This window comes from Actinomadura luzonensis (assembly GCF_022664455.2).
Taxonomy (GTDB): domain Bacteria; phylum Actinomycetota; class Actinomycetes; order Streptosporangiales; family Streptosporangiaceae; genus Nonomuraea; species Nonomuraea luzonensis.
The window spans coordinates 625316-636596 of record NZ_JAKRKC020000003.1 but is presented as its reverse complement, the minus strand read 5'-3'; the positions used below and the strand labels follow the sequence as shown (position 1 = coordinate 636596).

12 protein-coding genes are annotated in these 11281 nt (G+C 70.6%); 10 read left to right on the top strand and 2 right to left on the bottom strand.

Annotated features, from left to right (window positions below; genetic code table 11):
- Positions 1 to 13 precede the first annotated feature (13 nt).
- Together MF672_RS47955 and MF672_RS47950 are read left to right on the top strand one after the other, a co-directional pair.
- The gene (locus MF672_RS47955; protein WP_242374483.1) at positions 14 to 247 is read left to right on the top strand and encodes a hypothetical protein; all 234 of its coding nucleotides are present in this window, start codon (positions 14 to 16) and stop codon (positions 245 to 247) included.
- Positions 240 to 620, top strand: coding sequence for a hypothetical protein (locus tag MF672_RS47950; protein WP_242374482.1), 381 nt, complete (start codon positions 240 to 242; stop codon positions 618 to 620). The genes MF672_RS47955 and MF672_RS47950 overlap by 8 nt, the downstream gene beginning before the upstream one ends.
- Here the strand turns inward: MF672_RS47950 and MF672_RS47945 are convergent.
- Positions 549 to 2039: a PucR family transcriptional regulator gene (locus tag MF672_RS47945; protein ID WP_242374481.1), complete on the bottom strand. Its 1491-nt coding sequence runs from the start codon at positions 2037 to 2039 to the stop codon at positions 549 to 551. The genes MF672_RS47950 and MF672_RS47945 overlap by 72 nt on opposite strands.
- Positions 2040 to 2109: 70 nt before the next feature.
- On the opposite strand from MF672_RS47945, the gene speB reads away from it, so the two are divergent.
- Genes speB through MF672_RS47930 form a run of 3 tightly spaced genes read left to right on the top strand, consistent with a single transcriptional unit; the run spans position 2110 to position 5212 of the window.
- The gene (speB, locus tag MF672_RS47940) at positions 2110 to 3054 is read left to right on the top strand and encodes an agmatinase (RefSeq protein WP_242374480.1); all 945 of its coding nucleotides are present in this window, start codon (positions 2110 to 2112) and stop codon (positions 3052 to 3054) included.
- A complete protein-coding gene (locus MF672_RS47935) occupies positions 3051 to 4571 on the top strand; it encodes a purine-cytosine permease family protein (RefSeq protein WP_242374479.1) in 1521 nt (506 codons plus the stop codon). The genes speB and MF672_RS47935 overlap by 4 nt, the downstream gene beginning before the upstream one ends.
- The gene (locus tag MF672_RS47930) at positions 4568 to 5212 is read left to right on the top strand and encodes a cyclase family protein (protein WP_242374478.1); all 645 of its coding nucleotides are present in this window, start codon (positions 4568 to 4570) and stop codon (positions 5210 to 5212) included. The genes MF672_RS47935 and MF672_RS47930 overlap by 4 nt, the downstream gene beginning before the upstream one ends.
- On the opposite strand, the gene MF672_RS47925 is transcribed toward MF672_RS47930, so the two are convergent.
- Complete coding sequence (locus MF672_RS47925; protein WP_242374477.1) at positions 5209 to 5700, bottom strand: Lrp/AsnC family transcriptional regulator; 492 nt, start codon at positions 5698 to 5700, stop codon at positions 5209 to 5211. The genes MF672_RS47930 and MF672_RS47925 overlap by 4 nt on opposite strands.
- Positions 5701 to 5898: 198 nt before the next feature.
- On the opposite strand from MF672_RS47925, the gene MF672_RS47920 reads away from it, so the two are divergent.
- From MF672_RS47920 to MF672_RS47900, 5 genes are read left to right on the top strand one after another with little or no spacing between them, the layout of a single operon-like run.
- Positions 5899 to 7332 (top strand): gamma-aminobutyraldehyde dehydrogenase, encoded by a 1434-nt coding sequence (locus tag MF672_RS47920; protein WP_242374476.1) that lies wholly within the window; start codon positions 5899 to 5901, stop codon positions 7330 to 7332.
- 5 nt (positions 7333 to 7337) lie between these two features.
- Positions 7338 to 8399 carry an ABC transporter ATP-binding protein gene (locus MF672_RS47915; protein WP_242374475.1) on the top strand — a complete coding sequence of 354 codons (1062 nt, stop codon included), beginning with the start codon at positions 7338 to 7340 and terminating at the stop codon, positions 8397 to 8399.
- A gap of 9 nt (positions 8400 to 8408) precedes the next feature.
- Entirely contained in the window at positions 8409 to 9623 is a 1215-nt protein-coding gene (locus tag MF672_RS47910; RefSeq protein WP_242374474.1) for an ABC transporter substrate-binding protein, read from the top strand.
- Between the two features lie 2 nt (positions 9624 to 9625).
- On the top strand, positions 9626 to 10477 hold the full coding sequence (locus MF672_RS47905; RefSeq protein ID WP_242374473.1) for an ABC transporter permease: 852 nt from the start codon (positions 9626 to 9628) through the stop codon (positions 10475 to 10477).
- A complete protein-coding gene (locus tag MF672_RS47900) occupies positions 10474 to 11259 on the top strand; it encodes an ABC transporter permease (RefSeq protein ID WP_242374472.1) in 786 nt (261 codons plus the stop codon). Before MF672_RS47905 ends, MF672_RS47900 begins: the two co-directional genes overlap by 4 nt.
- The last annotated feature ends 22 nt before the right edge of the window (positions 11260 to 11281 follow it).

The window sequence follows — 11281 nt, the reverse complement described above, 5'->3', positions numbered from 1 at the left end:
TAATGTCTGCGGCATGGTCACGTCGCAACACGAGGGTCTGACCAAGGTCGCGACCTTCGATGTGGATTACACCCGACATATGCTGCTTGCCCTGTTCGACCTCCCGATCCCGAAGTCGGGCGAGGGCCGCCTGGCCTCGCCCGACCTCTCGGAGGCCGACCCGGCGGTCTGCCGAGACCGTGAGAGCCTCGACACCTGGGTGCTCCGGGCGATCACCGTCGACACGGCAGGAGCCCTCTTTGAGTGAGCCGTTCTACTGGGACGAGTCCGCCGGAGAACGGGCCGACGAGCGGCTGGCCGGGCGGAAGTACGACTACAAGCGCCGCTGTCTCGAGTGGATGCGTGTGGAGGCGGAAGACGTCCTCGATGATCTGGAGCGCAGGGGGCTGCCGGTGTCCTACGCGATGCGCGCCCATGTCCAGCTCAGCTTCAGCCCGTGCAGCCTGGATCTCTGGAAGCAGAAGCTCTGGAGGGTCGAGACCGCAGAAGAACTGTTCGCCTTGGATCGGGCCCTGCTCGACCAGCTCGTCAAGGATGCGCGCCTGCTGCTAGACGGGCCAGAGGCCGAGTTGGCGGGCGGCGCGGAGGGCGAGCCAGACCTCGGCGAAAGCGCCGCTTGACGACAGGTCGCGGCCGGTCAGGGTCGCGAAGCGGCGCAGGCGGTAGGACAGCGTGTTCGGGTGGATGTGGAGGGCCGCGGCGGCGTCGTCGGTGTGGCGGTTGTGCTCCATCCAGACGCGCGCGGTCGCGAGCAGGTGGGAGTCGTGGGCGGCGTCGTAGGCCAGCACCTCGCCGAGGACGTGCTCGACCAGGGCGCGCAGGGTGGCGGGGTCGTCGGGGAGCCAGCGGCCGGTGGTGTCCTCGCCGTAGTGGACCAGCGGCTTGCCTGATTCGGCGGCGTGCGAGGCGGCCCAGACGGCCTCGCGTTGCGGCAGGCGCAGCGAGGCGCCGGCCGGGAACGGGCGGCTGGCCCCGGCGCGGGCGGCCGGGACCGTGGCGACGGCCGGGCCCAGCGCGGGCGGCCCGAGCACGTAGTGGTCGTCGGCGCGGCGCAGCAGCAGGTGCGGGAGGTCGTCCAGGGCGCGGCGCAGCGCGTCGTCGCCGGCGTGCCGCACCACCAGCAGGATCAGGTCGGAGCCGAGGCCGAGGCGGGCCAGGCGGCGGCGGGCGGCCGCCGGGTCGAGGACGTCCTGCAGCAGCTCGGCCAGCGTCTCGGCGCCCTCGCGGCGCAGCGTCTCGCGTTCGTGGCGGGCCATCGCGACCTGGAGCGCCGCCACCGTGGCGATGTGCTGGACGACGGCGAGCCCGGCGGGACGGGCGCCCTCGCGTTCGAAGGCGACCAGGAACCCGGCCGGCCCGCCCGGCGCCGAGACCGGCAGGGCGAAGCCGCCCGTGATGGTGGGCGGGGCGTCGGGCTCGGCGGGCAGCACGTCGAGGCTGGGCGGCACCGGCACCCCGGCGAGCAGCGGCCGGCCCTGCGGCGTGCACAGGTAGACGTCGTAGCCGGACAGCCGTTCGAGGCGTTTGAAGAGGGTGGCGGTGTCGAGGTCCTCGGCGGCGAGCCAGCGCAGCGCGCCGAAGACCTGGAGCTGGGCGCCGAGCCGGTGGCTGGCGTCCTCCTGGAGCGCCGCCGCCACCTCCTGCGAGATCGCGATGAACGGCACCGCCAGCGGCACCTCCAGCACCGGGATGCCGCGCTCCTCGGCCGCCTCGAAGAACGCCGGGTGCAGCGGCGGGACATGGAGCTGGGCGGACAGCGCGAGCGCCGAGACGCCGGCGTCGTCGAGGCGGCGCAGGTAGGCGCGCTGCCGGGCGGCCGAGCGGGGCACGCCGAGCCCGGTCGTCATGATGAGCTCGGCCCCGAGCAGCCAGGGCGTGGGGTCGTCCAGCTCGCTGACGTGCGCCCAGGAGACCGAGCGGGACAGGCCCGCCTCGCCGGCGAGGAGGCGGAGCTGGAGGGCGGGGGAGCGGAGAAGGTCCTCGACCGTCAGCTTGTGGTCGCGCCGGCGGTCGAGGCCGGGGCTGTTGTGGTCCGGCACAACACACACCGTATTACTTCGTGGACGCTACAATTGCCGCAGGTCAGAAGCATGACGAACACTGGCCGACATGACTATCGGTCCCGTCGACTCCTCCCGGGTCCCGCGTTTCGCCGGGCCCGCCACCTTCGCCCGCCTGCCCCGCCTCGACCAGGTGGAGCGGGCCGACGTCGCCGTCGTGGGCGTGCCGTTCGACACCGGCGTGTCCTACCGGCCGGGCGCCCGGTTCGGGCCCGCCGCGGTCCGGGAGGCGTCCCGGCTGCTGCGGCCCTACCATCCGGGGCTCGACGTCTCGCCGTTCGAGTCGGCGCAGGTGGCCGACGCCGGCGACATCGCGGCCAACCCGTTCGACATCGGCGCGGCCATCGAGGCGATCGAGGAGGGGGCGAGCTCGATCGACGCCCGGCTGGTGACCATCGGCGGCGACCACACGATCGCGCTGCCGCTGCTGCGGGCCGCCGCGAAGAAGCACGGACCGGTCGCGTTGCTGCACTTCGACGCGCACCTCGACACCTGGGACACCTACTTCGGCGCGGAGTACACCCACGGCACCCCGTTCCGGCGGGCGGTGGAGGAGGGGCTGGTGGACACCGAGGCGCTCGGGCACGTCGGCATCCGCGGCCCCCTGTACGGCAAGAAGGACCTGGAGGACGACCGCCGCCTCGGCTTCGGCATCCTGACCGCCGCCGACGTGCTGCGGCGCGGCCTGGACGAGGTCGTCGACGTGCTGCGGCAGCGCGTCGGCGACCGCCCCTTGTACGTCTCGGTCGACATCGACGTGCTCGACCCCGCCCACGCCCCCGGCACCGGCACCCCAGAGGCCGGCGGGCTGACCAGCCGGGAGCTGCTGGAGATCCTGCGCGGGCTGGCCGGCTGCGACCTGGTCGGGGCCGACGTCGTCGAGGTGGCCCCGGCCTACGACCACGCGGAGATCACCTCGATCGCCGCCTCCCACGTGGCCTACGACCTCGTCAGCCTGCTGGCCCTGAACCCGAAGAAGGACGCGCGGACATGAGCGACACCATCACCGAGATCGAGACCTACGGGGTCGAGCGCATCCCCGACGCCGACCGCACGGCCCGCCCGCTCGACCTGTTCCGGGTGGCCTTCGGCGGCGCGAACACGTTCGCCACCTGCGTCCTCGGGGCCTTCCCCATCCTGTTCGGCCTGTCGTTCTGGCAGGGGCTCGCCGCGACCGTGCTCGGGCTGGTGGTGGGGGCGCTGATCCTGGCGCCGCTGTCGTTGTTCGGGCCGCTGAACGGCACCAACAACGCGGTGTCGTCCTCGGCGCACCTGGGCGTGCACGGGCGGGTCGTGGGCTCGTTCCTGTCGCTGCTGACCGCGATCGCGTTCTTCTCGATCTCGGTGTGGTCGTCGGGCGACGCGCTGGTCGGCGGCGCGCACCGGCTGGTGGGGCTGCCGGACACGGACGTGTCGTACGCGGTCGCCTACGGGATCTTCGCGGTCCTCGTGCTGGTCGTGTGCGTGTACGGCTTCCGCTTCATGCTGTTCGTCAACAAGATCGCGGTGGCGGCGGCGTCGCTGCTGTTCGTCCTCGGGCTGTTCGCCTTCGCCGGGGACTTCGACCCGTCCTACCCGGGCACGCTGGCGGCCGGCGACCCGCTGTTCTGGCCGTCGTTCATCGGCGCGGCGCTCATCGTGTTGTCGAACCCGGTGTCGTTCGGCGCCTTCCTCGGCGACTGGTCGCGCTACATCCCGGCCGACACGCCGCGCCGGCGGGTGATGGCGGCCGCGTTCCTGTCGCAGCTCGCCACCGTCCTGCCGTTCTTCTTCGGCCTGGCGACGGCCTCGATCATCGCCGCCAAGGCCGCGGACTTCATGGACCCGGCGGCGCCCAACTACGTCGGCGGCCTGCTCGCGGTCTCGCCCGGCTGGTACTTCGTGCCGGTCTGCCTGATCGCCCTCATCGGCGGCATGTCCACCGGCACCACCTCCCTGTACGGCACCGGCCTGGACTTCTCCAGCGTGTTCCCCCGGTTCAGCCGCGTGCAGGCCACGGTCTTCATCGGTACGCTGTCGATCGTGTTCATCTTCGCCGGCCGCTTCGCCGCGAACCTGACGCAGAGCATCTCGACGTTCGCCACGCTCATCATCACGTGCACCGCCCCGTGGATGGTGATCATGATGCTCGGCTACGTGACCCGGCGCGGCTGGTACGACCCGGAGGCGCTGCAGGTCTTCAACCGCCGCCAGCGCGGCGGCCGCTACTGGTTCAGCCACGGCTGGAACTGGCGGGGCCTGGCCGCCTGGCTGGTCTCGGCGGGGCTCGCGCTGATGTTCGTCAACCTGCCGGGGCAGTTCGTCGGCCCGCTCGGCGAGCTGGCCGGCGGCGTGGACGTCTCGCTGCCGCTGGGCCTGGCCGCCGCCGCGCTGCTCTACCTGGCGCTGCTGACCGCCTTCCCCGAGCCGCGCGAGGTCTACGGCCCGCTGGGGCCGCGCCTGGTGCGCGCCGCCGACACCCCGGTGCCGCCCATCGTGGACGGCCGCGCCACCGAGCCGGTCGCCCCGTGAGCGAGCTGGCCGACCTGTCGGTGCCGGTCGAGACCGGGATGCCCGTCTACCCGGGCGACCCGGAGGTGTCGATCGGCCCGGCGCTCACCGTGGCCCGCGACGGCGTCAACGTGCTGGCCGTGCACATGGGCTCCCAGTCGGGCACCCACGTGGACGCGCCCTACCACTTCGGCGACGACCTGCCCACGCTGGACGACCTGCCGCTGGAGCGCTTCACCGGCCGGGCGACGGTGGTGGACGCCCGGGGGCTCGCGCCCCGCGCCGCGATCGGCGCGGCGGCCTTCGCGCACGTCAGCGCGGGCGCGATCGTGCTGGTCGCCACCGGCTGGTCGGCGCACTGGGGCACCGGCGCCTACCTGGAACACCCGTACCTGGCGGCGGAGGCGGCGGAGCTGCTGGTGGAGCGGGGGGTCAGGACGGTCGGCATCGACGCGCTCAGCGTCGATCCCACCCCGGCCGGCGACTTCCCGGCGCACCGGGCGCTGTGCGGTGCGCACGCCGTCATCGCGGAGAACCTGACCGGCCTCGGCCGCCTGCTCGACGCGCAGGAGCGCGGCCGGCCGATCGAGGTGTCGCTGTTCCCCGTCCGGCTGGCGGGCGCGGACGGCGCGCCGGTCCGCGCGGTGGCCAGGATCGGCTAGCGAGTGCCCCAGGAGTAGGTCTGTTTGCGCAGCTTCAGGTACACGAACGACTCCGTGGCCCGCACCGCGGGGATGGCGCGGATCTTGCTGAGGATCTCCAGCAGGTGACCGTCGCCCTCGCACACGACCTCGACGATGACGTCGAACGAGCCCGCGGTGAGCACGACGTAGTCGATCTCCTCGATCGCGGCCAGCTCGTCGGCGACGGACTCGAGGTCGCCCTCGCAGTTGACGCCGATCATCGCCTGCCGGGGGAAGCCCAGCGTGAGCGGGTCGGTCACCGCGACGATCTGCATGACGCCCGACTCCTGCAACCGCTGCACCCGCTGCCGCACCGCGGCCTCCGACAGGCCGACCGCCTTGCCGATCGCCGCGTACGGCATCCGCCCGTCGCCCTGGAGCTGCTCGATGATCTGCTTGGACAGGTCGTCGAGCACGACGGGACCCTGGGCCGGGCTGCTGCGGCGGACGCGGGGCGGCGACGTCATCGAGAGGAATCCTCCTAGCGGTCCGGCATTACGGGGGCGTTCCCGCTTGGTTGCCGTCCTGGTGCGACATGTTGTCAGTTCCTGGCGGTCTGTCAAGCGAATTCGTAGCAATTTGATATCTTCGCCACGAAATCCCTTGTCCCAATGCTTCCACTCTGTAAGAGTCGCGGCATCTCAGCCACCTCACGAGGAGGGCGCATGACCACCCGTCTGCAGAACTTCGTCAACGGGGAGTTCGTGGACGCCAAGAGCGGCCGATTCTCCGACATCATCGATCCGTGCACGGGTGAGGCGTACGTCCAGGCTCCCGTCTCGGGTCCCGAGGACGTCGACGCCGCCTACGCGGCCGCGGCCGCCGCGTTCGAGTCGTGGGGCAGGACCACGCCCGGGGAGCGGGCGAACCTCCTGCTGAAGGTGGCCGACGCCATCGACGCCCGCGCCGGCGAAATCAACGAGGCCGAGTGCCGCAACACCGGCAAGCCCCGAGCCCGCATGGCCGAGGACGAGACCCCGATCGCCGCCGACCACTTCCGCTTCTTCGCGGGCGCGGCCCGCACGCTGGAGGGCCCGACGGCGGGCGAGTTCCTCGCCGAGCACACCAGCGTCATCCGGCACGAGCCGATCGGCGTGGTCGGCCAGGTCACGCCGTGGAACTACCCGATGATGATGGCGGTCTGGAAGATCGCCCCGGCGCTCGCGGCGGGCAACACCGTGGTGCTGAAGCCGTCCGACACGACCCCGGTCTCCACGCTCAAGCTGGCCGAGATCCTCGGCGAGGTGCTGCCGCCCGGCGTCTTCAACGTCGTCACCGGCGACCGCGAGACCGGCGCCCTCGTCGTGAGCCACCCGGCCGCGTCCATGGTCGCGATCACCGGCTCGGTCGGCGCGGGCATGTCGGTCGCCAAGAGCGCCGCCGACGACCTCAAGCGGGTGCACCTGGAGCTCGGCGGCAAGGCCCCGGTCGTGGTCTTCGAGGACGTCAAGGACCTCGCCAAGGCCGCCGCCGACATCGCCACCGCGGGCCTGTACAACGCCGGCCAGGACTGCACCGCGGCCTGCCGGGTGCTGGTTCAGGAGAGCGTGCACGACGAGTTCGTGGCCGCGCTGACCGAGGCCGCCGCGGCCACCGTCACCGGCGACCTCGGCAACGAGGACGCGCTCTACGGCCCGCTCAACAACGAGAACCAGCTCGCCCGCGTCCAGGGCTTCATCGACCGGGTCCCGGCGCACGCCAAGGTCCTCACCGGCGGCCACCGCGTCGGCGACAAGGGCTGGTTCTTCGCCCCGACCGTCGTGGACGGCCTCAGGCAGGACGACGAGATGGTGCAGAACGAGGTCTTCGGCCCGGTCATCACCGTCCAGACCTTCACCGACGAGGCCGACGCCCTCGCCAAGGCCAACGACGTCAGGTACGGCCTCAGCGGCTCGGTCTGGACCTCCGACCACGGCCGGGCGATGCGCATGTCGAACCGGCTCGACTTCGGCGTCGTCTGGGTCAACACGCACATCCCGTTCGTCTCCGAGATGCCGCACGGCGGCTTCAAGCACTCCGGCTACGGCAAGGACCTGTCGGTCTTCGGCCTGCACGACTACACGAGGGTCAAGCACGTCATGCACTACATCGGTGAATAGCGCGGATGACCAGCGCCATCGAGCTTGAGGACGTCGTCAAGGAGTACCTCGCGCACGGCGAGGTGGTCCGCGCCGTCAAGGGCGTCTCCCTGGACATCGAGGAGGGGGAGTTCTTCTCCCTCCTCGGCCCGTCCGGCTGCGGCAAGACCACCACCATGCGGATGATCGCCGGCTTCGAGGCCCCGTCGAAGGGCCTGGTGAAGCTGCACGGCCAGGACGTCACGAACGTCCCGCCGAACAAGCGCGACGTCAACATGGTCTTCCAGTCCTACGCGCTCTTCCCGCACATGAGCGTCTGGGACAACGTGGCCTTCGGGCTGAAGCAGCGCAGGACGCCGCAGGAGGAGATCAGGCGGCGGGTCGGCGAGATGCTGGAGATCGTCGACCTGGCCGGCCGGGAGAAGCGCCGGCCGCGCGAGATGTCCGGCGGCCAGCAGCAGCGCGTGGCCCTCGCCAGGGCGCTGGTCAACCGGCCCAGGGCGCTGCTGCTGGACGAGCCGCTCGGCGCGCTCGACCTCAAGCTGCGCCAGGCCATGCAGATCGAGCTGAAGCGCATCCAGCGCGAGGTCGGCATCACGTTCGTGTACGTCACGCACGACCAGAACGAGGCGCTGACCATGAGCGACCGCATCGCGGTCATGAACGACGGCCTGGTCGAGCAGCTCGACCGGCCGCGCGAGATCTACGAGCGTCCGGCCACCGCGTTCGTGGCCGGCTTCATCGGCACCTCCAACCTGCTCACCGGGGCCGCCAGGGCCGGCGAGCTCAAGATCGGGGACGGCCGGGTGCTGGTGCCCGGCCAGGACGGCGACGTGACGGTCACCGTCCGCCCGGAGAAGATCACCATAGGCACGGACGAGCCCGGCGCGGGCGTCAGCTCGGTCTCCGGCACCGTGTCCGAGGTGGTGTACCTGGGCACCTACAACAGCTACACCGTGCGTCTCGCTGACGGGGCCGAGATGACGGTGTTTCAGCAGAACGCGCACGACGCGACGGCCACGGCGGAGCGGGGCGACTCCGTGTGGCTGTCCTGGCAGGCGCAGCACTCGTACGTGATTGGAAGTTGATAGCACGCCATGAACCCCCGTCTCCCCCTCTCCCCCCGGGGTCTCCCGCGCCGTGACGCCCTCCGCCTGGCCGGTCTGTCGGCCGCCGGGCTCGCGCTCGCCGCGTGCGGCGTGCAGGGCCAGAAGGCCGCGCCGCCGAAGGCCGACCAGGTCCAGGACTTCTGGTCCAAGCAGACCAAGCACGGCAAGGTCGTCTTCGCCAACTGGCCCGAGTACATGCCCGAGGACAAGGCCCCGCTGGAGCGGTTCGCGAAGGACACCGGCATCTCCTACGAGTACAAGGAGGTCATCCAGGAGAACGCGGAGTTCTTCGGGAAGGTCGACCCCGTGCTCCGCGCCGGCCAGTCGCTCGGCTACGACATCGTCGTCATGACCAACGGCATCCAGCTCCAGCACATGATCGAGCTGGGCTACTGCGTGCCGCTCGACCACTCCAAGCTGCCGAACTTCGCGGCGAACGCCGGCCAGAAGTACAAGGAGCGGGCCTACGACCCGGGCAACAAGTACACCGTGCCCTACACCTCGGGCGTGACCGGCATCGCGTACAACACCAAGTACGTCAAGGAGGACATCACCAGCATCCAGGCCCTGTTCGACCCCAAGTACAAGGGCCGGATCGGGATGATGGCCGACGCGCAGGAGATCGGCAGCTTCGGCATGTTCGCCCTCGGCATCGACCCGGAGAAGTCGACCGAGGCCGACTGGAAGAAGGCCGGGGAGAAGCTGAAGGAGCAGCGCGACAACGGCCTGGTGCGCAAGTACTACGACCAGAGCTACATCGACGCGGTCGCCAAGGGCGACGTGTGGCTGACCATGGCCTGGTCGGGCGACGTGTTCCAGCGCCAGCTCGCCGGCGAGCCGGTCAAGTTCGTGGTGCCCGAGGAGGGCGGCACGATCTGGACCGACAACATGCTCATCCCGAAGGGCGCCGCCAACCCGGTGGACGCGCTCATGCTGATGGACTACCTCTACCAGCCGGCCGTGGCCGCCGAGCTGGATGAGTTCATCCAGTACGTCACCCCCGTCCCGGCCGTGCAGGACCTGCTGCGGGAGAAGGCGAAGAGCGCCAAGGGCGAGGACAAGAAGGCGCTGGAGGAGATGGTCGACAGCCCGCTGATGTTCCCGACCGAGGCCGACTACGCCCGGCTGCGCGGCTACACGCCGCTCGACAACAAGCAGCAGCAGATCTTCAACCCGATCTTCCAGTCGGTCACGCAGGCGTAGCGATGCGGCGGCTCACCCCCTACCTGCTGGCGCTGCCGGGCTGGATGTGGCTGGCGATCTTCCTGGTCGTGCCCATGGCGGCCATGGCGTCGGTGTCGCTGCAGACCGGCAACGCCATCGACGGCTACGCGATGACGTTCGCCGTGTCCAACTACACCGACGCGCTCGGCCGCTACAGCACCCAGCTCGTGCGCTCGCTGGTGTACGGCGGCCTGGCGACGGCGGCGATGCTGGTCATCGGGTACCCGGTGGCGTACTGGATCGCCTTCAGGGGCGGCCGGCGCAAGTCGGTCTACCTGTTCCTGCTCCTGCTGCCGTTCTTCGTGTCGTTCGTGCTGCGGACGATCTCGTGGAACTTCCTGCTGGCGGACAACGGCATCCTGTTCGGCACGCTGAAGAGCTGGGGGGTGCTGCCGGCCGACTTCCACGTGCTGGCCACCACGGTCGCCGTGGTGGGCGGCCTGACGTACAACTTCCTGCCGTTCATGATCCTGCCGATCTACGTCGCGCTGGAGCGGGTGGACCCGCGCGTGGTCGAGGCCGCCCAGGACCTGTACGCGACCCGGACGGCGGCCTTCCGGCGGGTGGTGCTGCCGCTGTCGCTGCCCGGCGTGTTCGCCGGGGTGCTGATGACGTTCGTGCCCGCCACGGCGGACCCGATCAACGCGGCCATCCTCGGCGGCACCGCGAACACCATGATCGGCAACATCATCCAGACCGAGTACCTGACCAACCTCAACTACCCGACGGCCTCGGCGCTGTCGTTCACGCTGATGGCGGTGCTGCTCGTGGGCATCTTCGTCTACGCCCGCGCGCTCGGCACCGAGAACGTCCTCGAGGCGGCGGCCCGATGAGGGGCGGCCGCGTCGGCGACCGGCTGCTGCACCTCTGGACGTGGCTGGTCATCGTCTGGCTGTCCTCGCCGATCGCCGTGATGATCCTGTTCGGCTTCAACGACAAGAAGAGCAAGTCGAACACCACCTGGCAGGGCTTCACCCTCCGCTGGTACGGCGAGCTGTTCGACATCGACGACCTGACCACGGCGCTGACGAACTCGCTGGTCATCGCCGTGGTGAGCACGGCCGTCACGGTGGTGATCGGCACCATGCTGGGCCTCGCGCTCGGCCGGCACCGCTTCCGCGGCAAGGGCGTGACGAACTTCCTGGTCTTCGCCGCGATCTCCACGCCCGAGCTGGTGATGGGCGCCTCGCTGCTGTCGTTGTTCGTCTCGGGCAACGTGCCGCGCGACTCGGTCACGATCATCATCGCGCACGTGCTGTTCTCGCTGTCGTTCGTGGTCGTCACCGTGCGGGCGCGGGTGGTCGGGCTCGACCCGTCGCTGGAGGAGGCGGCCAGGGACCTCGGGGCGTCGGCGTGGGGGACGTTCCGGCAGGTCACGCTGCCGTCGATCCTGCCGGGCGTGCTGGCGGGGGCGATGTTGTCGTTCGCGCTGTCGATCGACGACTACGTGGTCACCAGCTTCGTCAACGGCTCGACGGTGACCTTCCCCCTGTGGATCGTCGGCGCGGTCAAGACGGGAATCCCGCCGCAGGTGAACGTCATGGGTACGCTGATCTTCGGCATCGGGGTGCTGATCGCGATCGGGAACGCGGTCGCGGCGCGGCGCCGCACCTGAAACACCTGACCTTCGTAGGGAA

Coding starts and splice junctions, on each gene's coding strand:
- MF672_RS47905 (WP_242374473.1), top strand. CDS start 9,626: ATGCGGCGGCTCACCCCCTACCTGCTGGCGCTGCCGGGCTGGATGTGG.
- MF672_RS47925 (WP_242374477.1), bottom strand. CDS start 5,700: ATGACGTCGCCGCCCCGCGTCCGCCGCAGCAGCCCGGCCCAGGGTCCC.
- MF672_RS47920 (WP_242374476.1), top strand. CDS start 5,899: ATGACCACCCGTCTGCAGAACTTCGTCAACGGGGAGTTCGTGGACGCC.
- MF672_RS47935 (WP_242374479.1), top strand. CDS start 3,051: ATGAGCGACACCATCACCGAGATCGAGACCTACGGGGTCGAGCGCATC.
- MF672_RS47910 (WP_242374474.1), top strand. CDS start 8,409: ATGAACCCCCGTCTCCCCCTCTCCCCCCGGGGTCTCCCGCGCCGTGAC.
- MF672_RS47915 (WP_242374475.1), top strand. CDS start 7,338: ATGACCAGCGCCATCGAGCTTGAGGACGTCGTCAAGGAGTACCTCGCG.
- speB (WP_242374480.1), top strand. CDS start 2,110: ATGACTATCGGTCCCGTCGACTCCTCCCGGGTCCCGCGTTTCGCCGGG.
- MF672_RS47900 (WP_242374472.1), top strand. CDS start 10,474: ATGAGGGGCGGCCGCGTCGGCGACCGGCTGCTGCACCTCTGGACGTGG.
- MF672_RS47955 (WP_242374483.1), top strand. CDS start 14: ATGGTCACGTCGCAACACGAGGGTCTGACCAAGGTCGCGACCTTCGAT.